The sequence below is a fragment of the Bradyrhizobium sp. I71 genome (assembly GCF_022354745.1).
Lineage (GTDB): Bacteria > Pseudomonadota > Alphaproteobacteria > Rhizobiales > Xanthobacteraceae > Bradyrhizobium > Bradyrhizobium liaoningense.
The window spans coordinates 4,153,576-4,178,178 of sequence record NZ_CP059398.1; the positions used below are offsets into that span (position 1 = coordinate 4,153,576).

Annotated in this window: 25 protein-coding genes; 12 read left to right on the forward strand and 13 right to left on the reverse strand. The window is 64.3% G+C overall.

Translation table 11 applies throughout. The features are described 5' to 3' along the window. Nucleotides 1-81: 81 nt before the first annotated feature. The 3 genes from FJV43_RS20085 to FJV43_RS20095 form a co-directional block, all read right to left on the reverse strand. A complete protein-coding gene (locus FJV43_RS20085; protein ID WP_239620191.1) occupies nucleotides 82-1,044 on the reverse strand; it encodes an acetyl-CoA carboxylase carboxyltransferase subunit alpha in 963 nt (320 codons plus the stop codon). Between the two features lie 289 nt (nucleotides 1,045-1,333). Continuing rightward, nucleotides 1,334-2,293 (reverse strand): site-specific tyrosine recombinase XerD, encoded by a 960-nt coding sequence (gene xerD, locus FJV43_RS20090; protein ID WP_239620193.1) that lies wholly within the window; start codon nucleotides 2,291-2,293, stop codon nucleotides 1,334-1,336. Between the two features lie 17 nt (nucleotides 2,294-2,310). Next, nucleotides 2,311-2,457 carry a hypothetical protein gene (locus FJV43_RS20095; protein ID WP_035669499.1) on the reverse strand — a complete coding sequence of 49 codons (147 nt, stop codon included), beginning with the start codon at nucleotides 2,455-2,457 and terminating at the stop codon, nucleotides 2,311-2,313. A gap of 210 nt (nucleotides 2,458-2,667) precedes the next feature. On the opposite strand from FJV43_RS20095, the gene FJV43_RS20100 reads away from it, so the two are divergent. The 3 genes from FJV43_RS20100 (at nucleotide 2,668) to FJV43_RS20110 (ending at nucleotide 5,853) form a co-directional block, all read left to right on the forward strand. Next, a complete protein-coding gene (locus FJV43_RS20100) occupies nucleotides 2,668-3,294 on the forward strand; it encodes a shikimate kinase (protein WP_239620194.1) in 627 nt (208 codons plus the stop codon). After that, entirely contained in the window at nucleotides 3,291-4,433 is a 1,143-nt protein-coding gene (aroB, locus tag FJV43_RS20105) for a 3-dehydroquinate synthase (protein WP_239620196.1), read from the forward strand. The genes FJV43_RS20100 and aroB overlap by 4 nt, the downstream gene beginning before the upstream one ends. Before the next feature lie 67 nt (nucleotides 4,434-4,500). Further along, complete coding sequence (locus FJV43_RS20110) at nucleotides 4,501-5,853, forward strand: hemolysin family protein (RefSeq protein ID WP_239620198.1); 1,353 nt, start codon at nucleotides 4,501-4,503, stop codon at nucleotides 5,851-5,853. Nucleotides 5,854-6,110: 257 nt separating this feature from the next. On the opposite strand, the gene FJV43_RS20115 is transcribed toward FJV43_RS20110, so the two are convergent. Further along, nucleotides 6,111-6,380: a BolA family protein gene (locus FJV43_RS20115; RefSeq protein WP_239620200.1), complete on the reverse strand. Its 270-nt coding sequence runs from the start codon at nucleotides 6,378-6,380 to the stop codon at nucleotides 6,111-6,113. Between the two features lie 104 nt (nucleotides 6,381-6,484). On the opposite strand from FJV43_RS20115, the gene FJV43_RS20120 reads away from it, so the two are divergent. Further along, a complete protein-coding gene (locus FJV43_RS20120) occupies nucleotides 6,485-7,120 on the forward strand; it encodes a DnaJ domain-containing protein (protein WP_194390964.1) in 636 nt (211 codons plus the stop codon). Between the two features lie 199 nt (nucleotides 7,121-7,319). On the opposite strand, the gene FJV43_RS20125 is transcribed toward FJV43_RS20120, so the two are convergent. Continuing rightward, nucleotides 7,320-8,414 (reverse strand): citrate synthase/methylcitrate synthase, encoded by a 1,095-nt coding sequence (locus tag FJV43_RS20125; RefSeq protein ID WP_239620201.1) that lies wholly within the window; start codon nucleotides 8,412-8,414, stop codon nucleotides 7,320-7,322. A 72-nt stretch (nucleotides 8,415-8,486) separates the two neighbouring features. On the opposite strand from FJV43_RS20125, the gene FJV43_RS20130 reads away from it, so the two are divergent. Then, on the forward strand, nucleotides 8,487-9,725 hold the full coding sequence (locus FJV43_RS20130) for a citrate synthase family protein (protein WP_239620203.1): 1,239 nt from the start codon (nucleotides 8,487-8,489) through the stop codon (nucleotides 9,723-9,725). A 13-nt stretch (nucleotides 9,726-9,738) separates the two neighbouring features. Here the strand turns inward: FJV43_RS20130 and FJV43_RS20135 are convergent, their stop codons facing one another. Next, complete coding sequence (locus FJV43_RS20135) at nucleotides 9,739-10,668, reverse strand: LysR family transcriptional regulator (RefSeq protein ID WP_239620204.1); 930 nt, start codon at nucleotides 10,666-10,668, stop codon at nucleotides 9,739-9,741. Nucleotides 10,669-10,793: 125 nt separating this feature from the next. Between FJV43_RS20135 and FJV43_RS20140 the strand changes: the two genes are divergently transcribed. After that, entirely contained in the window at nucleotides 10,794-11,396 is a 603-nt protein-coding gene (locus tag FJV43_RS20140) for an NAD(P)-binding domain-containing protein (RefSeq protein ID WP_239620206.1), read from the forward strand. Nucleotides 11,397-11,445: 49 nt separating this feature from the next. Next, entirely contained in the window at nucleotides 11,446-11,817 is a 372-nt protein-coding gene (locus FJV43_RS20145; RefSeq protein ID WP_239620208.1) for a nuclear transport factor 2 family protein, read from the forward strand. Nucleotides 11,818-11,838: 21 nt separating this feature from the next. On the opposite strand, the gene FJV43_RS20150 is transcribed toward FJV43_RS20145, so the two are convergent. Beyond that, nucleotides 11,839-12,498, reverse strand: coding sequence for a DedA family protein (locus FJV43_RS20150; protein WP_239620209.1), 660 nt, complete (start codon nucleotides 12,496-12,498; stop codon nucleotides 11,839-11,841). Nucleotides 12,499-12,795: 297 nt separating this feature from the next. Here FJV43_RS20150 and cobS point away from each other — a divergent pair, with 297 nt between their 5' ends. The 5 genes from cobS (at nucleotide 12,796) to FJV43_RS20175 (ending at nucleotide 18,867) form a co-directional block, all read left to right on the forward strand. Next, nucleotides 12,796-13,794 carry a cobaltochelatase subunit CobS gene (cobS, locus tag FJV43_RS20155; RefSeq protein WP_239620211.1) on the forward strand — a complete coding sequence of 333 codons (999 nt, stop codon included), beginning with the start codon at nucleotides 12,796-12,798 and terminating at the stop codon, nucleotides 13,792-13,794. 137 nt (nucleotides 13,795-13,931) lie between these two features. Then, entirely contained in the window at nucleotides 13,932-15,836 is a 1,905-nt protein-coding gene (gene cobT / locus FJV43_RS20160) for a cobaltochelatase subunit CobT (protein WP_239620212.1), read from the forward strand. Further along, the gene (locus FJV43_RS20165; RefSeq protein ID WP_239620214.1) at nucleotides 15,833-16,912 is read left to right on the forward strand and encodes an esterase-like activity of phytase family protein; all 1,080 of its coding nucleotides are present in this window, start codon (nucleotides 15,833-15,835) and stop codon (nucleotides 16,910-16,912) included. The genes cobT and FJV43_RS20165 overlap by 4 nt, the downstream gene beginning before the upstream one ends. Nucleotides 16,913-17,074: 162 nt before the next feature. Beyond that, nucleotides 17,075-18,187, forward strand: coding sequence for an NADH:flavin oxidoreductase/NADH oxidase (locus FJV43_RS20170; RefSeq protein WP_239620215.1), 1,113 nt, complete (start codon nucleotides 17,075-17,077; stop codon nucleotides 18,185-18,187). A gap of 272 nt (nucleotides 18,188-18,459) precedes the next feature. Continuing rightward, nucleotides 18,460-18,867: a hypothetical protein gene (locus FJV43_RS20175; protein ID WP_197969279.1), complete on the forward strand. Its 408-nt coding sequence runs from the start codon at nucleotides 18,460-18,462 to the stop codon at nucleotides 18,865-18,867. Between the two features lie 300 nt (nucleotides 18,868-19,167). On the opposite strand, the gene FJV43_RS20180 is transcribed toward FJV43_RS20175, so the two are convergent. From FJV43_RS20180 to rpmB, 6 genes are all read right to left on the reverse strand, one after another. After that, nucleotides 19,168-19,464 carry a PilZ domain-containing protein gene (locus FJV43_RS20180; protein WP_239620216.1) on the reverse strand — a complete coding sequence of 99 codons (297 nt, stop codon included), beginning with the start codon at nucleotides 19,462-19,464 and terminating at the stop codon, nucleotides 19,168-19,170. A gap of 254 nt (nucleotides 19,465-19,718) precedes the next feature. Continuing rightward, on the reverse strand, nucleotides 19,719-21,065 hold the full coding sequence (locus FJV43_RS20185) for a DUF2235 domain-containing protein (protein ID WP_239620218.1): 1,347 nt from the start codon (nucleotides 21,063-21,065) through the stop codon (nucleotides 19,719-19,721). 108 nt (nucleotides 21,066-21,173) lie between these two features. Then, nucleotides 21,174-21,770, reverse strand: coding sequence for a hypothetical protein (locus FJV43_RS20190; RefSeq protein WP_239620220.1), 597 nt, complete (start codon nucleotides 21,768-21,770; stop codon nucleotides 21,174-21,176). 131 nt (nucleotides 21,771-21,901) lie between these two features. Further along, complete coding sequence (locus FJV43_RS20195; protein WP_239620222.1) at nucleotides 21,902-22,963, reverse strand: phosphoadenosine phosphosulfate reductase family protein; 1,062 nt, start codon at nucleotides 22,961-22,963, stop codon at nucleotides 21,902-21,904. Beyond that, the gene (locus FJV43_RS20200; protein ID WP_239620223.1) at nucleotides 22,947-23,519 is read right to left on the reverse strand and encodes a hypothetical protein; all 573 of its coding nucleotides are present in this window, start codon (nucleotides 23,517-23,519) and stop codon (nucleotides 22,947-22,949) included. Before FJV43_RS20200 ends, FJV43_RS20195 begins: the two co-directional genes overlap by 17 nt. Nucleotides 23,520-23,760: 241 nt before the next feature. After that, nucleotides 23,761-24,069 (reverse strand): 50S ribosomal protein L28, encoded by a 309-nt coding sequence (rpmB, locus tag FJV43_RS20205; protein WP_061882608.1) that lies wholly within the window; start codon nucleotides 24,067-24,069, stop codon nucleotides 23,761-23,763. Between the last annotated feature and the right edge of the window lie 534 nt (nucleotides 24,070-24,603).

A 24,603-nucleotide genomic window follows, 5' to 3' on the forward strand; every position in this document is an offset into this window, starting at 1 on the left:
GCTGTGCAGTCTCCTGGGTCCCGGCTCTGCGCAGCAGCGTTCCACGCTGCAGCGCGTCCGGGACACGGCAACAAGCCCGAATCAGCCCAGTTTCCGGCCGATATCGAGGAATTTCTGCCGCCGCTGCTTGCGGATGGCATCGCCGTCGAGGCCCTGGAGCTCGTCGAAGGCCTTGGCGATGGCCTCACCCGTCGTGGCGATCATGGCCGCGGGGTCGCGATGGGCGCCGCCGACCGGCTCCTTCAGGATCTGGTCGATCACCCCGAAGCGGAGCATGTCCTGGGCGGTAATCTTCATGTTGTTGGCGGCTTCCTGCGCCTTGGTGCCGTCGCGCCAGAGGATCGAGGACGCCGCCTCCGGCGAGATCACGCTGTAGATCGCGTGCTCCAGCATCAGCACCTTGTTGGCGGTGGTGATGGCGATGGCGCCGCCCGACATGCCCTCGCCGGTGATGATGGCGACGTTCGGCACGGTCAGGGCGAGGCAGGCGTCGGTCGAGCGCGCGATCGCTTCGGCCTGGCCGCGCTCCTCGGCGCCGATGCCGGGATAGGCGCCCGCGGAATCGGCGAGCGACAGCACGGGGAGGCCGAAGCGCTCGGCCATCTCCATCAGCCGCACGCATTTGCGATAGCCTTCGGGCCGCGCCATGCCGAAATTATGCCTGATCCGGCTCTCGGTGGAATCGCCCTTCTCCTGGCCCATCACGCAGATCGGCTCGCCGCGGAAGCGGCCGAAGCCGGCGACCAGCGCCTCGTCCTCGCCGAACTTGCGGTCGCCGGCGAGCGGGGTGAATTCGGTGATCAGGCCCTTGATGAAGTCGTTGAAATGCGGCCGCTGCGGATGCCGCGCGACCAGCGTCTTCTGCCACGGCGTCAGGTTCTGATAGAGGTCGGCCAGCGCCTGCGCCGCCTTGTCCTCGATCCGGCCGATCTCGTCGCTGATGTCGGTGCCGGACGCCGCGAGCGCCCGCAATTCATCGACCTTGGAGTCGAGCTCGGCGACGGGCTTTTCGAAGTCGAGATAGCTGCGCATCTGGTCTTGCATCAACTCAATATAGGGGGACGGGGCCTTGGAGCGAAGCGAGGTTCGGGTCACGGAAAGATGTGTAGCGTCTTCAATGGTTTGGCTTGTGTGCTCGTGTGGCGCCAGCCAAATCAATCGGTGAGGCCCCGGCTCTTTCTGCGGAGATGCGGCCGAAGTCAAGGCGGTTCATGGGTCGCCGTAGCCCGGATGAGCGAAGCGATATCCGGGGCAGGTCGTGCCTTGGGCACAATTCCGGATGTCGCTTCGCTCATCCGAGCTACGACAGCCCCGTCCAGGGCACGAGACCTGTCTACTTCTCCGCCAGCGGGTGCAGGTCGCGCACCAGGCTCTTCAGCCGCTCCTCGACCACATGGGTGTAGATCTGCGTCGTGGAGATGTCGGTATGGCCGAGCAGCGTCTGCACGATGCGGAGATCGGCGCCGTTGTGCAGGAGGTGGCTGGCGAAGGCGTGGCGCAGCACGTGCGGGGAGACCAGCCGGGCCTGCAGCCCGGAGGCAACCGCGAGTTCCTTCAAATCGCGGGCGAAATGCTGCCGCGTCAGATGTCCGCTCTCGCCAAAGGAGGGGAATAGCCATTTCGAGGCGGCGAGGCTGTCTTTCTTCTTCTCGGTCTTCGCGGCCTCCGTCGCGGCAAGGTAATCCGCCATCGCCTGCCGCGAGGCCTCGTTGAGCGGCACCAGCCGTTCCTTGTTGCCCTTGCCGCGCACCACGATCATGCGGGCGTCGCGCTTGGCCGCCGAGCGCGGCAGCGCCACCAGCTCGGAGACGCGCAGGCCCGTGGCGTAGAGCACCTCGAGCAGGCAATAGAGCCTGAGAGCGCGCAGCCGCTTCGCCGGCGAGGCCTCTTCCGCCTCGCTCAACTCCTTGGCGCGGCGGAGCATGCGGTCGACATCCGCGATCGACAGCACCTTCGGCAGGCCGCGGCCGCGCTTGGGGCCGGACAGGATCGCGGCCGGATCGTCGCTGCGGATGCGCTCATTGAGGAGGAAGCGGTAGAGATGTCGCATCGCCGACAGGCGGCGGGCGACGCTGGTGGATTTGAAGCCGCGAATGTCGAGATCGGCGAGATAGTCGCGCAGCGTCTGCGTTTCCGCGCCCACAAAATTGTGGCCGACGCGGCCCAGGAAATCCGAGAAATCGGTGAGGTCGCGGCGATAGGCGTCGAGCGTATTGGGCCCCGCGCCCTGTTCCGCCGCGAGCATGTCGAGGAACAGGCCGATGAGCTTGGCGTCTGAGGGCTTGATGGGCATGCCTCGGAGGCTAGCGCCTATTTCTTGAGAAATTTATCCGGCGGGATCGTTACCGTCATTTCCCGCGGCTTGGGATTGACGAAATTGGCCAGCGCGAAGACCACGCCATAGACGATGCCGGCGATCACGGCGACGACCGTCAGGAAGCGGAACAGGCTGGGCATCTTTCTGGGGTCTCGGGCAGAGGACTTGGATAGGGCTCTTGGATGGGGCTGTTGGTAGGTCTTGGCAGCCAAATTAACCAATGAAATCATCCAACATGTTCGCCGTTTCGTGGCAAGAGTCCTCTGGCGAGGGCCCCCATGGGATCGTATAGGTGGCCAAAGCATGCCGCCCCCGGCGGCAGATCGAGCGAGATCCAATCGAGCGAGACAATGTCCGACGCCGCGGTGCCAGCACAAGCGACCCCTGAGGCCGACATCCTGTCGGCGCTCGGCGCGCGCTCGATCGTGCTGGTCGGCATGATGGGGGTGGGCAAGTCCACCATCGGCCGGCGGTTGGCGGCGCGGCTTGGCCTGCGATTTCTCGATGCCGATGTCGAAATCGAGGTGGCCCACGCCGGCATGACCATCCCGGAAATCTTTGCGGCCCATGGCGAGCCCTATTTCCGCGATGGCGAGGCCCGCGTGATCGCGCGCCTGCTCGAGGGAGGTCCCGTGGTGCTGGCGACCGGCGGCGGCGCTTTCATGCGCGAGGAGACGCGCGCGCGCATCGCGGCGAAGGCCATCTCGATCTGGCTGAGGGCGGACCATGACGTCATCATGCGCCGCGTGCGGCGCCGTGCCGACCGTCCGCTGCTTCAGACCGCCGATCCCGAAGGAACCGTGACGCGCCTTCTCGCCCAGCGCGAGCCGGTCTATGCCAATGCCGATCTCACCATCGCCTCGCGCGACGTTCCGCACGACCGGATCGTCGAGGAGTGCATCGAGGCGCTGCACGCCCATCTCTGCGGCGGACAGGCCGCCCAACCACCTGCCGACGTTGCGAGTGCCGTACGATGACTGCGCCGTTGAAACATTCCGATCCAGTCAAGGTCGACGTCGCGCTCGGCGACCGCGCCTATGACATCGTCATCGGCCGCGGCGTGCTGTCTTCGCTTGGAGAACGGGTCGCAGCCTTGCGGCCGGGCGTGCGCACGGCCATCGTGACCGACCGCACCGTCGCGAAATACTGGCTCGAGCCCACCGAGGCGTCGTTCGCAGCCAGCGGTATTCCGACCTCGCGCATCGTCGTCGAGGAAGGCGAGATCTCCAAGACCTATGCCGGCCTCGAAAAAGTCAGCGAAGCCCTGATCGCCGCCAGGATCGAGCGCAACGATCTCGTCATCGCGCTCGGCGGCGGCGTCGTCGGCGATCTCGCCGGCTTTGCCGCGGCCATCCTGCGCCGCGGCGTCGATTTCGTGCAGGTGCCGACCTCGCTTCTCGCGCAGGTCGATTCATCCGTCGGCGGCAAGACCGGCATCAACTCGCCGCAGGGCAAGAACCTGTTAGGGGCCTTCCACCAGCCGGTGCTCGTCATCGCCGACACCGCCGTGCTCGACACGCTGTCGCCGCGCCAGTTCCGCGCCGGCTATGCCGAGGTCGCCAAATACGGCGTGCTCGGCGACGGGGCCTTCTTCACCTGGCTGGAAAAGAACCATTCCGACATCTTCAAGGGCGGCTCGGCGCGCGAGCACGCGATCGCGACCTCGTGCCGCGCCAAGGCGGGCGTCGTCTCGCGCGACGAGCGCGAGACCGGCGAGCGCGCGCTGCTCAATCTCGGCCATACCTTCGGTCATGCGCTGGAAGCGGCGACCGGCTTCTCCGACCGTCTGTTCCACGGCGAGGGCGTCGCGATCGGCATGACGCTGGCGGCGCAGTTCTCGGCCAGGCTCGGCATGATCGGCGAGGCCGATGCGGCGCGCGTCGAGCGGCATTTGATCGAAGCCGGCCTGCCGACCCGCCTGCAGGACATCGCCGGTTTCGCGCAGGAAGGACTTGCCGATGCCGATGCGCTGATGGCGCTGATGGCACAGGACAAGAAGGTCAAGCGCGGCAAGCTCACGTTCATCCTGCTGGAGGCCGTGGGACGCGCGGTGATCGCCAAGGACGTCGAGCCGAGCCTAGTGCGCGATTTCCTGCAGTCGAAACTGTCGCAGTGATGGCGGGACCCTTCAGGCCGGCCGCCCGCGAAACGGCGGGGAATGCCGAGGCGGTCGCGAGGCAAACATGAGTTCGATCTCGGTCAATCTGCTGCTGGCGGTCCTCTTGCTCGCCGCCAACGCGTTTTACGTGGCTGCGGAATTCGCGCTCGTGAAGAGCCGCGGCTTTCGCGTCAAGGCCATGGTCGAGCAGAATCGCTTCGGCGCCCGCCTGCTGCAGACGATGATGGGAAATATCGAATCCTATCTCGCCTGCTGCCAGCTCGGCATCACCATGGCGTCCCTCGGTCTTGGTTGGATCGGTGAGCCGACCGTGTCTGCGCTGCTGAGTCCGATCCTCCAGCCGCTCGGTTTGTCGGAGGCCACGCTGCACTTCGTCTCGTTCGTGGCGGGTTTCCTGGTTTTCTCGTCGCTGCACATCATCATCGGCGAGCAGGTGCCGAAAACGCTTGCGATCAGGGAGCCGATGCCGGTGTCGCAGTGGATCGCCTATCCGCTGCATGTCTCCTACCTGCTGTTCTATCCGCTGAGCTGGTGTCTCAACGCGGCTTCGAGCGCGATCCTGCGTCTGATCGGGGTCCAGGAGTTTTCGCAGCACGAGATCCTGACGGATTCCGAGATCGAGGGCCTGGTCGAGGAATCGGCCGTGCACGGCAAGATCGAGAGCGGCGAGGCCGAATACATTCACAATGTCTTCCGCCTCGGCGAGCTGACCGTGTCCGACGTGATGGTTCATCGCACCGCCATGGTGATGATCAATGCCGATCTGCCGCCGGAAGAGCTGGTGCGGGAGGTGCTGGCCACCGAGTACACCCGCATTCCGCTGTGGCGCGACAAGTCGGAGAACATCATCGGCATCCTGCACGCCAAGGATCTGTTGCGGGCCATCCGCGCGTCGGAGGGCGATACCTCGCGCATCGACGTCACCAGCATCATGCTGCCGCCCTGGTTCGTGCCGGAAATGCGGCCGATATCCCAGCAGCTCAAGGCGTTCCGCCGTCGCAAGACCCATTTCGCGCTCGTCGTCGACGAGTATGGCGAGGTCGAAGGCCTCGTGACGCTGGAAGACATTCTGGAGGAGATCGTCGGCGATATCTCCGACGAGCACGACGTGGTGGTCACCGGCGTGCGCCGTCAGCCCGACGGCTCCGTCGTGGTCGACGGCTCCGTGCCGATCCGCGATCTCAACCGCGCGCTGGACTGGCACCTGCCCGATGAAGAGGCAACGACGGTCGCCGGCCTCGTCATTCACGAAGCGCGCTCGATCCCCGACCGCGGCCAGAGTTTTACCTTCCACGGCTTCCGCTTCCGCGTCCTCCGGCGCGAGCGCAACCGCATCACCGCGCTCCGTATTTCAGCGGTGGCACGCGAGGGTGAGCTGGAGGAGACCAAGCCGAGACGGGCCGGAACGTCGTTCTGATCTCGCTCACCGTCTCCCTCCAGGGGAGGGGCTATTGCATATGAGAGCATCTCTCTGCGGCCATCCTTCGAGACGCCCGCCTTTGGCGGGCCCTCAGGATGAGGACGGAGTGTGCGGCCGCAGTTTCAACGAGCAAGATGCCGCTTAGCCTCATCCTGAGGAGGCGCGTAAGCGCCGTCTCGAAGGACGAGGCGCGTGCTCAGGCTGCAGCCAACAGTCACCTGCGATAGCCCTGCCCTCCAGGGGAGGTGAGCAAATCAGCCTTCCCCCGGCGCCTGCGCCTGGATCGCGAGCGCGTGCACGCCGCCGGAGAGTTCCGCGGCGAGCGCCGAATTTATCATGCGATGGCGGTCGACCCGGCTCTTCCCTTTGAAGGCGGCAGATACGATATAGACGCGAAAGTGCGTCTCGCCGCCCGGCTGATGGCCGGCGTGGCCCTCATGCAAGTGTGACTCGTCGATGACCCGCAGGCTTTCCGGCGTGAAAGCTTCCTGCAACTTGTTGCTGATAGTGTCTTTCATGACCATGAGTGCCATTAAGGGACGCGATCGCGGCCCGTCAACTCCCGGGCCTCACGCTAATTGCAATGTCAAGACTTGAAGGTTTTTGCATTGCGTAGTCAAAGTCAGCCATGCCGATCGATTCATCAAAGTTCTTCGACTCCATCCGCGTCAAGCCGCGCGGCAAGCAGGCGGAAGCGAAGCCGCGCGACAGCGTGGTCGCCTGCGAATGGACCGGCTGCCAGAACAAGGGCAGCCACCGCGCGCCGAAGGGCCGTGAGAACCAGCGCGAATACTGGCACTTCTGCCTCGACCACGTGCGCGAGTACAACCAGAACTACAATTTCTTTTCCGGCATGAACGCCGACGCCGTCGCGCGCTACCAGAAGGATGCGCTGACCGGCCACCGTCCGACCTGGAAGATGGGCGCCAATGGCGGCGTCAAGAAGGGCGCGGAAGCCGAGATCGACGGCGCGTTCGATCCGTTCAGCATGTTCCAGGAGCTCAATGGCCGCACGGGCTGGCGGAAGGGCCCGGAGGCGCCGCCCAAGGCCGAAACGCGCAAGGTGATGAACGCCGAGCGCAAGGCGCTCCAGGTCATGGGCCTCGGCCCCGGTGCGACGCTCGCCGACGTCAAGACCAAGTACAAGGCGCTGGTGAAGCAGCACCACCCCGACGCCAATGGCGGCGACCGTTCCACCGAGGACCGCCTGATCGAGATCATCAAGGCGTATAATTATCTGAAGACGGTCGTGCGGGAGGCGTAAGGCCTCGCTTTCTTTCTTCCTTCTCCCCTTGCGGGAGAAGGTGGCGCGAAGCGCCGGATGAGGGGTATCCCTCCGAGATACTCCGCTGACAGTTTTGCGCGCGGAGACAACCCATCACTCGCCGCGGCGCGAAGCGACCCTCTCCCGCAAAGGGAGAGGGGAAGCACGGCACGCTGCCGCCGATCATTCACCGGATACTTCACGTCTTCGGCATCGCCCCGACATAGGACGAACTCGGCCGGATCAACCGTCCCGTCCGCTGCTGCTCGCGCGCGTGTGCAGTCCATCCCGCGGCGCGTGCCACCGCGAAGATCGGCGTGAAGGCCTGGCGCGGAATCGCGAGCGCGTCGAGCAGGATCGCAGTGAAGAACTCCACATTCGTCTCCAGCGGCCGCTCCGGATTCTTCTTGCGCAGCGCGGCGCGGATATAGGCTTCGACCTCGCCGGCGAAGGGCAGGTCGGCGCCGTTGGAAGCCAGTGCCTCGATCGCGGTCTTCAGGACGTTGGCGCGCGGGTCGCGCACGCGATAGACGCGGTGACCGAAGCCCATCATCCGGTCGCCGCGCGCCAGCGCCGCGTCGACCCACGGCTTGATCCGTTCACGCGAGCCGATCGCATCCAGCATTTCCAGCACCGGCTCCGGTGCGCCGCCATGCAGGGGGCCGGTGAGCGCGCAATAGCCCGCGGTCACGGCGGCGAACAGATCGGCTTGCGTCGAGGCCACCACGCGCGTCGTGAAGGTCGAGGCATTCATGCCGTGGTCGCAGACGGTGACGAGATACGCATCGAGCGCGGTGACCTCGCGCGTTGCAGGCGCGCGCCCGTGCAGCATGCGCAGCGTGTCGGCAGCGTGGCTCGCGCCGGGATCGGGCGCGACCGGCTCCTGCCCGTTGGCGCGGCGGACCAGTGCGCCTGCGATCACCGGGAATGCGCCGACGATGGTCGCCTCATGCTCCAGCCCGTGCTCGGCGCGAAGCGCGGCGACGGCTGCGCGAAACCCGTCGACGATGCCCATGCCGCGCGTCGCCGGCAGCAGGTCGGGCAGCCGCGCGAAGGCGCGCTCGCGCCCCGCGCCCAGGCTCGCCCGCACATTGGCTTCGCTCAGCGTGGTCTTGCTCGCGCCGTTCCACAGTCGGGCGGTGACGCCTTCGAAACTCGATTTGGCGGCGAGGTTGCCGACACGCTCCCCGGCGATGATCAACTCGCCGCGCTCGCCATCGACATGGCTCAGCACGGTTTCAGCCGCGGGGACGCCGTCCAGCCCGATTTGGCTCTTGGTCAGATGAATGTTCATGGCCTGTCTCCTTTCACGCGAGAAAGGTCGGGCCTCTCGACAGATTGATCAATCTTGATTACGTAAATCAATATGAAAAATTCCGATGGGCTGTACCTTTCTGCCCGGGAGGCGGCCGCCGAGCTCGCGATCTCCCCGGCCACCCTCTACGCCTATGTCAGCCGTGGCCTGATCCGCTCCGAGCCGACGCCGGATTCGCGCAAGAACCGCTACCGCGCCGAGGATGTCCGGGCGCTGAAGGAGCGCCGCGTACCGTCGCCGGAGCCGCGCGGGCTGCGCAGCTTCGATGCCGACCTGCCGGTGATGGACACGGAGATCTCGACCATCACCGAGGAGGGCGCGATCTATCGCGGCGTCAATTGCGTCGATCTTTCCGAGAGCGACACACTGGAGCACACGGCGACGCTGCTCTGGGACGTCTCCGGCGTCGATCCGTTCGCTCCGGACAATCAGCCGGAGATATCCGAGGAGATGCGCACGATCGGGCAGGCCGCGCGCCGGGCGGCGCCGATCGACCGGGCCATCGCCGTGCTGGCGCTGGCCGCCAGTGCCGATCCCCGCGCCTTCACCCGTGCGCCCGATGGCCGCGCCATGGTCGGCGCGCGCATCGTCCGCCTGCTGGTCGCGACCATGCTCAACGCCGAGCCGTCGGCAGAGCCGCTGCATCGGCAGATCGCCAACGCCTGGGCGCCCGACAACAAGCATGCGTCGGATCTGATCCGCCGCGCGCTGGTTCTGCTCGCCGATCACGAGCTGAACGCCTCGACCTTTACCGCGCGCTGCGCGGCCTCGACCGGCCTCAACCTCTACGATTCCGTCATCGCCGGCCTCGCGGCGCTGAAAGGGCCGAAGCATGGCGGGGCCGGCGTGCTGGCCTCGCAGCTCGTGAAGGCGCTGGTCGACCGCGACGTCGAGCCGATGGTGCGCGAGCGCGTCGCGCTCGGCGAGCGTTTTGCCGGCTTCGGCCATGGCGTCTACAAGCGCGGCGATCCCCGCGCGCAATCGCTGCTGAACGCATTGTCGCGCGCCGGCGCGCCGCGCAAATTCACCCGCGAGGTGCCGGAGCGCATCGCGGAAGCCACCGGCGAATTCGTCAACATCGACTACGCGCTCGCAGTCCTCGTGCACGCACTGCGCCTGCCCGCGGGCAGCGAGCTCGCCTTGTTCGCCATGGCGCGCAGCGTCGGCTGGATCGCGCACGCCAGCGAGCAATTGCAGTTCGGCAAGCTGATCAGGCCGCGGGCGCGGTATGTCGGGCCGGCGCCGGGGCGGCGGACGGCAGCCGCGGATTCCAGAACTCGGGACACATAGTCTGCCGACCTTGTCAGCTCAGGCTTCCGGCGAAACGTTCGGCGAGCCGGTTCTTCCTGAATGCCTCCGCCACCCAGTCCACGAAGGCTCTCGTCTTCGCGGGCACGAGCTTGCGCGATGCATGATAGATCGAGATCGCACCGGCGTCGCAGTACCAGCGCGGTACCAGGCGCAGCAGGGAGCCGTCTTCGAGCGCTGGAAGGATGTCGGCTGTCGCGAGCATGGCCACTCCCAGGCCCAGCAGCGCTGCTTCGCGCATTGCGGCGGGATCGTTGACCACGATGGACTCCGACAGCGACGCCTGAACTTCCCGTCCCGAAACATCGCGCATCGACCAGTGCCGGATGCGCCCGGTTTGCAGCGAGCGCATCACGATGCCATTGAGCCTGGCCAACTCATCAGGCTTGGTCAGAGGCACGCGCCCGGACATGTAGGCTGGTGACGCCACGGCGACGATATGGGCGGGCGCAAGTGTTCGGCTCACAAGTCCCGGCGACAACTCGAACCCGCCACCAATAGCCGCGTCGTAGCCTTCGCCGATCAGATCGACCTGACGGTTCTCGAAGTGCCACTCAGGGCGGACCCGCGGATACCGGGCAAGGAAGCCGGGAAGTAGCGGCAGGATATGAGCCGTACCGAATGTCGGTGGCAGGCTGACCTTGAGAAGGCCTGCCGGCTCGGTGCCGCCGGTCGATATCCCTGCAATGGCTGCCTGGAGGCCTTCGAGATTGTCGGAGATCGCCACGCGAAACGTCTCGCCCGCCTCCGTCAGCGTCAATTTCCGCGTCGAACGATGAAACAGCCGGACGCCGAGATTGCGCTCCAGCATGGCGACGTTTCGGCTGACGGCGGCCGGAGTCAACGAGAGACGCCGGCTGGCCTCCGAAAAGCTGCCGCATTCGGCGCTGCGGAGGAAGGATTCCAGGTTCGCCAGCGTTTCCATCTATCTATTCTCAAGCAATCGTTGAAAATATTACGAGCAATATCTTCCTAATCAAGGGGCAATGTTTGGACCATCTCTGCACCACCGATCAGCTTGGCTGATCCCAAACATCTCGGAGATTTTCCATGTCCACTATCGGCATCATCGGCGCGGGCAATATTGGCCGCGCAATCGCCCAAGCCCTGGCGCGCAACGGCATCGCCGTGACCCTGTCCAACAGCCGCGGCCCGGAAAGCCTGGCCGCGACCGTTGCCGAACTCGGTCCGCTCGTGACCGCCGGCACCCGCGAAGAGGCCGCTGCCAAGGAGATCGTGTTCGTCGCAGTCAACTGGTCGAAGCTGCCGGATGCGCTCGCCGGGCTGCCGCCATTCGCCGGCCGCATCGTCGTCGACGCCAACAATCCGATCGAGGCCCCGCTGTTCAAGCCGGCTGAACTCGGTGGCCGCGCCTCGTCCGAGGTTTTCGCAGATCTCGTGCCCGGTGCGCGGGTGGTGAAGGCATTCAATCATCTTTTGGCGCAGCTCCTCGCAACTGACCCTGCGAGCGACGGCGGCAAGCGCGTGCTGTTCTACTCGGGAGATGACGCTGATGCGAAAGCCGTTGTCGGCGCGCTGATCGATCGGCTCGGATTCTTCGGCATCGATCTGGGCTCGCTCGCAATCGGAGGCAGGCTGACCCAGTTTCCCGGTGGTCCGCTTCCGGCGCTGAACCTGGTCAAGTTCGGCTGACCCTCCGAGAAGGTTCACCAACGATATGAGATGATGAAAGGCTACCCAGATGACAACCGATAGTACCGATTTCGACCACCTGCTTCGCTCAAATCTTGAGCGCGTGTTCAACGAGCGGAGCGAGGACAAGCGGCGCGCCGCCATCGCCGAGTTGTTCGTCGAAGAGCCCGTGATGTACGAGCCGACGAAGATCGTCCGGGGCCGGTCAGAGATATCGCGCGTCGCCGGAGAACTTCTGCAGCAGTTTGGGCCGACATTCAGGTTCGTACCCGATGGCGTCGCCGTCGGGCATCATGGTTTGGCACGTCTGGCCTGGCACGCCGGGCCTGAGCATGGTCCAGTCGCCGTGACCGGGGCCGACGTCGCGGAAATCGAAGGCGGTAAGATCTCACGCTTGTGGGTGTTGCTCAACGCGCCGTGAGAGACGGTCGCCCTGCGGAAACTAGGTCTGCGGCTTCGACGCGGCGACTTCGCTGCGGCTCCGGCGGCGTATGAACCACAACGCGGCGCCGAATGCGATCGCCGCGCCCGTTACGGTCAGGATCCAGATGTGCTTGCCGACATGCCCATGATAATGCAGCCCGGCATATTCGTGCAGGGCTGAGACCGCCAGCACGCCCGGCAGCACATGCGCGGGCGCCCAGGCCAGGATGGCCGGGATGTTCACCGCGTAGAATTTGGCCGGCGCCATGCCGAGCGCGCCGGCGGTCACGGGGACGAAGGCCCGAACCGGCGGCACGAAGCGGGCGAAGAACACGGCCCAGGTGCCGAAGCGGTTGAAGAAGCTCTCGCTCTCGGCGACCACGCGCGGATAATTGGTCAGCGGCCAGGTGTTGAGGATCTCGCGCTGGCGCCGGTGCCCGATCCAGTAGGCCGAACCGTCGCCGAGCACGGCACCGAGCGCGGCCGCCAGCAGCACCCATTGCAGCTTGAGCTCGCCGCCCGGGACCAGGGCGCTCAGCGCCAGGATGATGGTCGAGCCGGGGATCACCGATCCCACCACCGGCACGGCTTCGAGCAGCGCCGCCAGGAACAGGGTCAGGTAGCCCAGCCATGGATGGGCCGAGACGAAGGAGATGAGCGGATCGAGGAAGGACGTCACGTCGTCTCTGCGGCGGGTTGGAGCATCGGAGGTCAGACCCTATCTAAGTAAGCACGAGCGGCAAACCTGCCATTTGTGAAGGCAGAGACGTTCCCCCGCCCGAAATACGAGCGTGATTCGCAAGGCAGCCCTCCAAAAACTGCGCTCCTTGCCTATCTAAATGAAAAGACAATGGAACTTTGATTGGAGGGCGGGCTTCTGCCGGCCCCGTGTCTCTGATAGGTTGCTTTTCAGCACCCAGCCGCAGCCAACGTGCGAATAACCGGTTTCGGGACCGCCCGGGACCTCGGAGGATTGATGACGACCGCCGCCCTGTCCAAAGTTGAGGAAGTTTCCGGTCTGCCCGACATGAAAGTGTCGGTTCGCCAGGTGTTCGGGATCGATAGCGATCTCGAAGTGCCGGCCTATTCCGAAGTCGATCCTCACGTGCCCGAAGTCGACGCCGATTACCGCTTCGACCGTGCCACCACGCTCGCCATTCTCGCGGGCTTTGCGCGCAACCGCCGCGTCATGGTGACCGGCTATCACGGCACCGGCAAATCCACCCATATCGAGCAGGTCGCCGCCCGCCTGAACTGGCCCTGCGTGCGCGTCAACCTCGACAGCCACATCAGCCGCATCGATCTCGTCGGCAAGGATTCGATCGTGGTCCGCGACGGCAAGCAGGTCACCGAATTCCGCGACGGCATCCTGCCCTGGGCGCTGCAGCACAACGTCGCGCTGGTGTTCGACGAATACGACGCCGGCCGCCCGGACGTGATGTTCGTGATCCAGCGCGTGCTGGAGGTCTCGGGACGCCTGACGCTGCTCGATCAGAACAAGGTGATCAAGCCGCATCCGGCATTCCGCCTGTTCGCCACAGCGAATACGGTGGGCCTCGGCGACACCTCGGGCCTCTATCACGGCACCCAGCAGATCAACCAGGGCCAGATGGACCGCTGGTCGATCGTCACCACGCTGAACTATCTCAGCCATGACGAGGAGGTGGAGATCGTGCTGGCCAAGGCCAAGCACTATCGCACCCAGGAAGGCCGCGACATCGTCAACAAGATGGTGCGCCTCGCTGACCTGACCCGCAACGCCTTCGCCAACGGCGACCTGTCGACGGTGATGAGCCCGCGCACGGTGATCACCTGGGCGGAGAACGCCGACATCTTCGGCGATATCGGATTTTCGTTCCGCGTCACCTTCCTCAACAAGTGCGACGAGCTCGAACGCCCCCTGGTCGCCGAGTTCTACCAGCGCTGCTTCAACGCGGAGCTGCCGGAATCGGCGGTGAACGTGGCGCTGAGCTGATCTCTCGCGAGATGTCGTCCCGGCGAACGCCGGGACCCATACCGCGTGATATCTCGATTGAAGCGACGTGATAATTTCCCTGACTACCGCCGGTGGCTATGGGTCCCCGCTTTCGCGGGGACGACGGTGAGATCGAGATGAGCACCACCTCCAACTCCAAATTCCGCACCAACAAGGAAGCGCCGACCGAGCCGTTCAAGCGCTCGGTCGCCTCCTGCCTCAAGGCGATCGCCAGGACGCCGGAGCTCGACGTCAGCTTCGCGGCCGAGCGGCCCGGCCTTGCGCCGGGGAAGGCGCGGCTGCCCGAGCCCGCGCGGAAGATGACCCGGCGCGATGCCGCGATCGTGCGCGGCCATGCCGATTCCATCGCGCTCAAGCTCGCCTGTCACGATCCCAAGGTTCATCGCAAGCTGATGCCCGGCAATCCGCAGGCGCGCGGCGTGTTCGAGGCGGTCGAGCAGGCTCGCGTCGAGGCGATCGGCGCGCGCCGCATGGCCGGCGTTGCCAAGAACCTCACCGCGATGCTCGACGATCATTTTCATCGCGGCAAGTTCGACGAGATCACCGACCGCGCCGATGCGCCGCTGGCCGATGCGCTGGCGATGCTGGTGCGTGAGCGCCTGACCGGCCTCGCGCCGCCTGCGGCGGCGAAGAAGATGGTCGACCTCTGGCGGCCCATCCTCGAAGACAAGATCGGCAAGCGGCTCGACCGGCTCGACGGCGTGGTCGAGGACCAGACCAAGTTCGGCGACGCCGTGCATGATCTGTTGTCGGCGCTCGAGCTCGGCGACGAGCGCAACGCCGACAGCGAAGACAATGACGAGAACGACGAGAACCGGGACGGCGACAACGACCAGTCCGGCGCCGAAGGCTCGCCCGATTCCGACGCAGCGCAGGAGATGAGCGCCGACCAGGCGCAGGCGACCTCGGAAGAGATGAGCGAGAGCGCGATGGAAAGCGCGCAGGCCTCGACCTCGGATACGTTCGACGACGGCGAGCTCGGCGACGACGAGACGCCCGGCGAGGCGACGCGTCCCAACGCGCACGGCAAGAACGAGCCGCGCGGGCCGGAATATCACGCCTTCGCGCCCAAGTTCGACGAGGTGATCGCGGCCGAGGACCTCTGCGACCATGACGAGCTGGAGCGGCTGCGCGCCTATCTCGACAAGCAACTCGCGCATCTGCAGGGCATCGTCGCCCGCCTCGCCAACCGGCTGCAGCGCAAGCTGATGGCGCAGCAGAACCGCGCCTGGGAGTTCGACCTCGAAGAGGGCATCCTCGATCCCGCGCGGCTGTCGCGCGTCGTCACCGATCCCTATCATCCGCTGTCCTTCATGCACGAGAAGGAGGCGACGTTCCGCGACACCGTGGTGACGCTGCTGCTCGACAATTCCGGCTCGATGCGCGGACGCCCGATCACGGTCGCGGCGACCTGCGCCGACATTCTCGCGCGCACGCTGGAGCGTTGCGGCGTCAAGGTCGAGATCCTCGGCTTCACCACGCGCGCCTGGAAGGGCGGGCAATCGCGCGAGGCCTGGCTGGCCGCCGGCAAGCCGGCCAATCCCGGCCGTCTCAACGATCTCCGCCACATCATCTACAAGTCGGCGGATGCGCCCTGGCGCCGTGCGCGCAAGAATCTCGGCCTGATGATGCGCGAGGGGCTGCTGAAGGAGAACATCGATGGCGAGGCGCTGGACTGGGCGCACAAGCGCCTGCTCGGCCGGCCCGAGCAGCGCAAGATCCTGATGATGATCTCGGACGGCGCGCCGGTCGACGATTCCACGCTGTCGGTCAATCCCGGCAACTATCTCGAGCGGCACCTGCGCCACATCATCGAGGAGATCGAGACCCGCTCGCCGGTCGAGCTGATCGCGATCGGCATCGGTCATGACGTGACGCGCTACTATCGCCGCGCGGTGACGATCGTGGACGCCGAGGAGCTCGGCGGCGCCATCACCGAGAAGCTCGCCGAACTCTTCAGCGAGACCGCCACGGCGCCCACGCAAGCACCCGGTCGCCCGCGACGCAAATTGCATTCGTGAGCACGCATTCATCCCGCCGCCGCTTTCTCGGCCACGCGGCGGCGGGATTCTCCACCCTCGCAGTCTCCCGCCTCGCGCTGGCGCAAGCCACGACCGAGCCGCCTCCGCGCGCGCTCCAGGTCGAGCACGCCGTCGCAGAGCCCGTCAGCGTCGAGGTCAACGCGCGCCCCATTCCCAGTTTCGAGCCGCGCGACCGCACGCGCACGCGCTTCGGCTCGCTGGACTATCGCAGCGGCCTGGTGCTGACCTCGCCCTATCGCGGCTTCGGCGGCTTGTCCGGCATCCGCTTCCTCGACGGCAAGGGCGAGCGCTTCCTCGCGATCTCCGACCAGGGCGGCTGGTTCACCGGCACCATCCGCTATGCCGGCCGCGAGATGACGGGCCTTGCGGATGTCGAGGCCGCGCCGGTGCTGGGCGCCGACGGCCGGCCGATCACCGAGAAGAAGCTCTGGTACGACACCGAGTCGCTCGCGCGCGATGGCAACCTCGTCTATGTCGGGCTCGAGCGCGTCAACCAGATCCTGCGCTACGATTTTGCCAAGGGCGGCACCCGTGCCCGCGGCGAGGTGATGAGCGTCCCGCCGGCCTTGCGCAAGCTGCCCTACAACAAGGGGCTCGAGGCGATGGTCGTCGTTCCCAAGGGCCAGGGCCAGCCGCTCGCGGGCAGCCTGATCGCCTTCTCCGAGCGCGGGCTCGATGCCGATGGCAACCTCATCGCCTTCCTGATCGGCGGCCCCACGCCCGGCCAGTTCGGCGTGCGGCGGACCGAGAAATACGACATCAGCGATGCCGTGCTGCTGCCCTCCGGCGAGCTGCTCATCCTCGAACGCAAATTCTCCTGGTTCACCGGCGTCAACATCCGCATCCGCTCGATCCCCCTGAAGTCGATCGTCCCGGGTGCGCTGGTCGATGGCCCTGCGCTGTTCGCCGCCGATCTCGGCCACGAGATCGACAACATGGAAGCCATCGACGCCCACGTCACCGCCGACGGCGAGACGGTGCTGACCCTGATCTCCGACGACAATTTCTCGATGCTGCAACGGACCCTGCTGCTGCAGTTCACGCTGGCGGAGTAGGCAGTCTCTCCCTGTCATTGCGATGGAGAGGCTGGCTCGCGCCAGATCGCAATTGCGGGAATGCACGCCGAGGCGACCCGCCATTCCTCCGCCCCGCTAGCAATCCGCGCGTCTCCCACTACACTCCTCCGCATCGCCCTCCCACCTTCCGGAACTCCCCGCATGAGCGTCCTGTTTTCCCCGATCAAGCTGCGCGGCCTGACCTTGAAGAACCGCATCGTGGTGTCGCCGATGTGCCAGTATTCGGCCGATGACGGCGTCGCCTCCGACTGGCACTTCACCCACATCAACAATCTCAGCCTGTCGGGCGCGGCGATGTTCTGCATCGAGGCGACGCATGTGGAGGCGATCGGCCGCATCACGCCGGGCTGCCTCGGGCTCTACAGCGATGCCTGCGAGGCCGCGCTGAAGCCGATCCTCAATTCGGTGCGCAAGCATTCCTCCGCCGCGGTCGCGATGCAGCTCGCCCATGCCGGCCGCAAAGCCAGCAGCGCGCGGCCCTGGGACGGCGGCCAGCTGATTCCGGTCAGCGACGGCGGCTGGCAGACGGTCGGCCCGAGCGCGGTGCCGCACAAGGAGGGCGAGGCCGCGCCTGCGGCGCTCGATGCTTCGGGCCTCAAGCGCATCCGCGAGGCCTTCGTCGACAGCGCCAGGCGCGCCGCGCGGCTCGGCATCGACGCCATCGAGGTGCACGGCGCGCACGGCTATCTCCTGCATCAATTCCTGTCGCCGATCTCGAACCGGCGCACCGACGAATATGGCGGCAGCCTCGAGAACCGCATGCGCTATCCGCTGGAAGTGTTCGACGCGGTCCGTGCCGCATTCCCCGCCGACAAGCCGGTCGGCATGCGGGTGTCGTCGACCGACTGGGTCGAGGGCGGCTGGGACCTGGCGCAGACCATCGAATTTGCGAGAGCGCTGAAGGCGCGCGGCGTCGACTGGATCGATGCCTCCTCCGGCGGTGTCTCGCCGCTGCAGAAGATCGCGCTCGGCCCCGGCTATCAGGTGCAGTTCGCAGACGCCATCAAGCGCGAGACCGGCCTGCCCACCATCGCCGTCGGCCTGATCACGGAGGCAAGGCAGGCGGAAGAGATCGTCGCATCCGGCAAGGCCGACATGGTCGCGCTCGCCCGCGGCATGCTCTACGACCCGCGCTGGCCCTGGCACGCCGCCGCCGAGCTCGGCGGCGAGGTCGAAGCGGCCCCGCAATATTGGCGCTCGCAGCCCTCGACGCAGAAGGCGCTGTTCGGCAAGACCACGTTCGGCGCGCGGTGAGGGCACCTGAGGCGCGATGATCCTGCCCCGCCCTCGTCATTGCGAGGAGCCCTTGCGACGAAGCAAGCCAGGACTGCCTCCGCCGAGGGGTTCTGGATTGCTTCGCTTTCGCTCGCAATGACGATGGGGAGGCAGGCGTGCACCACACGTAGATGTCGAATTCCGGCGGGCGTGATTCAGACGTTCCTCGCCCCTCCGTAACTCCCCCGAGCTTCCACGCCCCTCGAAACTGGCCTAACCTTCCGCGCAGCCGAGGCAATGGAGGGCCGCCCATGCGTTATCCTGTTCGCAAAGCTGCTCACATCTTCGAGCGCGTGGGCCTTGCGATGGCCGGTGCATCGTGCGGGCTGTTCGTCGGCGCCTATGTCGGATCGGCGATTCCCGTGCTCACCACCCAGGGCTTCCTGCTGCTGATGATGGTGCTCGGCGGCATCGGCTTCTATCTCGGCATCGACACGCCGCAGCTGCCGTTCGACGATGCGCACAGCCAGATCGACGCCGCCGAATTCATGAGCTCCGCCGGCACGCTGCTTGCCACGCTCACCGCCTTCGTCTCCGTCTTCGTCATCGTGCTGCGGATCGACCCGCACATGCTCTGGACCTGGCTGGTCCTCGCCGGCTGGCTCGCCGGCGTCGTCATGCAGATCGTCGCGGGCGCCAAGGCAAGGATGCGGAAGTAACTTTCTGACCCTCCCCCTCCAGGGCAGGGTCATCGCATATGGTGCGCACAATGCGGCGGCATCGGCACTGGGCTCCCTCTCCCGCTTGCGGGGGAGGGCTGGGGTGGGGGTGTCTCCGCATCGGGATTGCCAGGGATTGATGAGAATGTCCCTGCGTGGCGAGAGCCCTCACCCGCCGCGCTCTGCGAGCGCGTCGGCCTCTCCCGGCAAGCGGGAGAGGCGGAGCAAGCCCGCAGACAGTCCTTGTGAAATCCATATGCGATGGCCCTGCCTCCAGGGGAGGGTCAGCAGCAGCATGGCTCAGAACACCACGCCCACCCGCGTGCCGCGCTTCCAGGCGATGCGGCAGCGCTTCTTGGTGTTGACGTGCAGGAGCTCGAAGCGATCGGGGATCTTCACCTGGCCGCCGAGATCGACGCAGGCCCCGCCGGGCGAATAGTCGATCAGCGTGCAGGGGATCACCGGCGCGCGCGGGTCGGTGATGATCTTGGCCTGGCGTGAGACCAGCCCTGCTGGCTTGACGCGGGTAAACTTTCGCGGATGCTGTGGCACGTCTCCTCCAAGTCCGCAGGTTCTGCAGTCGGTTTGGAGGGCCATGATGGCAGGCGAGATGATGCGATCGCGCTAAGCCGCGAATGAGAATTTTAACGAAAAGTGTTGGCGAAAGCAGAAAGCGGGGTAGCAGGATGCGCCGCCTTCACCCTCTCCCCTTGTGGGAGAGGGTGGCTTCGCGAAGCGAAGCCGGGTGAGGGGTTCTCTCCTCACGACCGGTCTTGCGAGTGGAGACAACCCCTCATCCGGCGCGCGTTCGCGCGCCACCTTCTCTCACAAGGGGAGAAGGGAATCGCAGCTCACCCCGTCACGCCCCCCTCCACCTGTGCCCCCGCCGCCTCCGCGTGCGCCGGCCCCACCGGCATCGGCACCGTCACGTAATCCTTCGGCATGTTCACCGGCCGGTAGTCCGGCTCCACCGCCATCCGCTTCAGCACGCTCTCATGCACGTGCGCGCCTTCGGGGATGACGCGCGGCTCGCAGTCGGGGATGTAGAAGCCGAAATAGGCCTTCCGCTCCGGCCATTCCTTGTACCTGGCGCTCTTCGGCAAATACTCCAGCACGCGCCAGGCCGGCGTCATCGAATCGTGCAATTGACCCGTCTTGCCGGTGTAGGCCGGCGCGACATAGTGGAACGGCGAGTTCTTGCGCTGGACGCCCCAGGCGAGCTGGTTCACCGTGCGCGGATTGAAGTTCAGCCCGGCCTTCGCGGCTTCCTCGATCATCCAGATCAGCGGGTATTTCGACTCGCCGCTCTCGACCTCCGGATAGCCGCCGCCGACGTCGCAATGCACGCCGGCGAACCACACCTGCAGAATGTCCTGCGGCACCTTCTTCTCGTCGGGTACGTAGCGGTTGCTCCAGAAGTCCTGCGGCTCCCGGTATTGCTTCAGGCGGAACATGCAGCGCCGCTCGTCGATCGCGATCGCCTGCCGGAAGATCCTGACGCTGGGGTTGCGCAGCGTGAAGGCGAGCTCCTCCAGGCTGAACAGGAAGAAGAAATTGTCGCGCCGCGGCACGATCACGCTCGCCACCGTGTCCCAGACGCCGATGAAGTGGATGGTCGGCCAGCGCGTCGAGGTGATGCGCGCGAACTGCGCGGCGAGGTCGAATGCGTCCTTCGGCAGCGGCCCGCTCTCGTCGGTCGCGATGCCCTCGACGTCTTCGATCGCGTTGCCGCGCCCGGTGCCGGAATATTGCTTGTAGGCGACGAGGCCGCTGCCTGCGAGGTTCGCCTGCTCCGGCGAGATCAGCCCGATCTTGTGAATGAGCCCCGCCAGCACCCGCACGGTGTAGGCCCCGCGCGAGAAGCCGAACAGGTAGATCCTGTCGCCCGGCGCATAATGCTCGACCAGGAAGCAATAGGCGCTGAGCACGTTGTCATCGAGCCCGTAGCCGGTGGCGAGCCCCAGCACCATGTTGACGTTGGCCTTGAAGCGGTGCCACGTCGTCGGCTCCGTCACCGTGCCGACCCCGGGATCGTAATACACCATCTGCCGCGGCGACGTCCTGTCCGTCTTGCGCAGGCAGCGATAGAGCTTCAGGACGTTGGAGATGTTCTCGCTGATCTCGTTGCCGGTGCCGTCACAGCAGATGACGAGGTTTTTCGGATCTAGCTTGCGGTCGGTGTCGTGCGCGGACTCCATGGGATGCGCCTCCGGGTGATGCTACCGGGGCGAGTATAGCGGAAAATTGGAAAACCGAGGCTCCTACCGCAACTAGCAAAGGATCAAAAAGACGCTCGGCAGTCGGCGCTAGCGTCGCGATTTTTCGGCGTTAGCGAGCCACTCTGCCGGCGGTTCTTCGTTCCCCGCCCAGATTTTTAGCTCGCCGCTTGCGGTTCCAACCCAAGCGCCGTGGGTTGGGTAATCCTTTCCTGTCCGTCGCATCAAGGCGATGACCTCAGCCAAAGGGACAAGCCAAAGGCACTGCTTCTTCAGACGATCCGAGGTAAGATGAAATCCCTCTACACAACCCTCTTCGCTCACCACCGGTGAGAAGACAAAGCTATGCACGACGCGGTTACAAAATTCGTCGGAAGGCATTCTCACGTCTAAAGGATTGGCGAGATCATAGAACTGTTCAATCTTGTGAGAATTCAAGATGGTCGGCGTGCCATTTCCGATAAATTCGAAACGGAAGCAAGACAGCTTAACCTTTGTCCAATCGGTCGATAGCTTTCCCGATTCGTGAAGCTTACGCATCGAATAGGCGCCAATGAAGATCAGGCGCTCAAGACGAGCGAGCAAAGCGTCTTCATTGCTCTCTCCAAGGCGGGCTCTTGATATCTTGTTTAGACTCCCCGCGTCTCTAAGCAATTGCTGCTTCCAGGGGCTGCTCTCAAAGATCATTCTAGATTCCGCCCTTGCAGTGTTCGCAAGTATAGGGGCTGCTACTGGGTGAGGTAGCAGGCTAGAGTAGCCGAGGGCAATCGGTAAACTGCCAAGCCCCTAGCACTAGCTTGATGTTGGACTCCAGCGATTCAACAATTGCCCTGTGGCCTGAAGGCTAACCGGGCAAAATTGTCCATAGTCCATAAAGCAGCAATAACGCCTCGCTCTTCGACGTCGATTATTGTTGTTGCAGTTAAATCCTCAAGCGCGTCGACTCTCCGGAGAATTTCCCTTCGGGCCTTAATCGTAAACGGGCCTAGTCCGGCGCTGCCGTTGCGCCTCGTGTGCCATCGATTGGCGGGATCGTTACGAAATTCTGCGAGCCAATCGCGAAATGCCAAGAATGGTCTCAATTGAAAATGGCCTGACTTTATCAGTTCGTTTGCAGACTTGTCCTTGCGGACAACCGTGCAGGTCCAACATCCAAATCTGCCTGAGGCGCATGGGGGAGCAGTCGGAGCCTTAATGACGGGACACTCGCCCGAGGCTCCGCGGTAAAGCGTTTCTAAGTCAGACTTATCTAATGCGTTCGGGAGAGAAAGACCGAAAATTGTATCCCATACTTCTGGCACGCTCATTTCTACGACTGGTAGAAAGAGATCGTAGTCCCCTTTGCCCTCTCGCTGTTTCTGCCAATAGAGGTTGGAGCTTAGAGCCAACGCGCGATCTCGTTGTCTGCTTTCAGATTGCCTCAGGCCCAAGACAACGACTGTGTTGTCCGGATTTTGTTTCGCAATGAATTCCGAGACGGGCTTTATTCGCAATCCAGTCGTACACCATCGGAAACTGTTGGTAGGTGGCGGGTAGCCACGTCCTATTATTCTCACAAAGAAGCGATCAGGAATGGGCGCTTTGAGTAGCTCTATGTTGATGGATAGCCCAAGCTCGACGAATTCCTGCCTCACCTTCTGAAGAAATGCCTTCACATAGGCGTCCAGCACGGGATTCTCGACACCGGTATCGCAATAGATCAAGGTCATTCGAGAGAGATTGACCTTCGCGCGACGATAAGCAGCGAGGAAAATCTTTAGCGCTGCGGACGAGTCTTTTCCGCCCGAGAATGCGATGATCCAATGCGCTGTGCTTCTGGCCCGTATTGCTTCAGTAGTCATTTCAATTGAACGGAGTACCGGATCATCCATCAAGAGCATTTAATCGCTTCTCGACTTCAGACTTGTACTTCAGGTCGATCACTTCGAGTTGCTCTGCACCGATGCCGATTTGACTAGAGGTGCACGCAAGAGAGCCTGCGAAGGAGAAGACCGCAATCAAAAGAAAAATCATACCCGCGGGGAAAGCTTCTTCGATCTTCAGATAGAAGAGCAACATTGAAACGAGAAAAAACAGCAGGGCTAAGATCGTGGAGTCCGCGCACGACGTCCATATGGCGCCGTTTGCGTAGGCCAAACTTGCTTTTTGTTTGAGACTCTCGTCGCTGTCGACCAAGGTAAAGAAGAGCGGTCGTAGCTTTTTCCAAGTATATCGATCTTTCTGATCCGGATAACCGGTGATCTTAACGAGCCCCTCGCGCAGTCTCTCGACGACGCGCTTGTGGTGATAAGCGTTGGTCCATTTGCGAAGCGGTGTGAGATAGTAGAGAACAGCAGGAATGACTACGATCGGGAGATACGCCGACTTTTCGAAGTCCGGAAGCGTGGTGGACCATAGCCCCGTCATGTGACCGAGAAGCTTAGCGTAGAAAAGCATTAGGGCGGCCGGAATGACGAGCCGCACCAACTTCAATAGACTAAGTGGCACTGAAAACCCCGGCGGATGAAAAATTTTACCTCTGCAAACATTAATTGAATAAATCAAAGATGGTTGCTTTTAGGCGAGTAATGCACAAACAAAAACGGCCGGATCTTCCGATCCGGCCGCAACGCAAACTCTTACTCGGCTAAGCCTACGCCACGCGACGCTACTTAGCCCCCGCCCAATTTCCGAAAACTCAGCTCGCCTGCTTGGCCGGCTGCGCGTCGCCGACCTTCTTCTGGATGGCGCGCTTCAGCTCGAGGGCGCGCGGCGACAGATTGTCGGCGTTGGCCTTGAGCAGGAAGGGGTCGAGGCCGCCATTGTGGTCGACGCTCTTGACCGCGTTGGTGGAGACGCGCAGGCGCACGTTGCGGCCCAGTGCTTCCGAGATGAACGTCACGTTGACGAGGTTCGGCAGGAAGCGGCGCTTGGTCTTGATGTTGGAGTGGCTGACCTTGTGGCCGACGAGGGGGCCCTTGGCCGTCAGTTCGCAGCGGCGAGACATGGCAAAAATCCTTATCCTGAACCCCCAACGATCTGCGGCCGCCATTCGGGGCGCCACGGGGGCAAATTCTTTTGTCCTTGCAGGGAGCGCGCGGACGTATAGGGGGGAAGGGGCGGGACGTCAAGTTTTTGGGGTGTCTTTTAGAGCCGCCCGGGTGGTGCGCTCCCTCCCCCGCGCGCGGGGGAGGGTTGGGGAGAGGGCTCTTTCCTCTTGGGGGCCCGGACGTCATTGCGGACGGTGCCCCCAAGAGGAGAGAGCCCTCACCCGCGCTTCGCGCGACCTCTCCCGCAAGCGGGAGAGGTGGGAGCCCGCGGTTACCGCCCGATCACCAAAACGGCAATGATTATCGCGCGTTACCATCACATAAAGGGCGTATTCGCCGCCGAAATATCAGGTGGAGTTCCGGGGCGGATACGTCCGGACACATTGTTTGCCGCGGTTTTTGGTTTAAGTAACAGCGCATCGCGCCCTGATTGGATTGCTCCGTGCTTGCAACGTCTCTTTTTGCGCAGGATTTGCGCTCAGCCCGTCCGC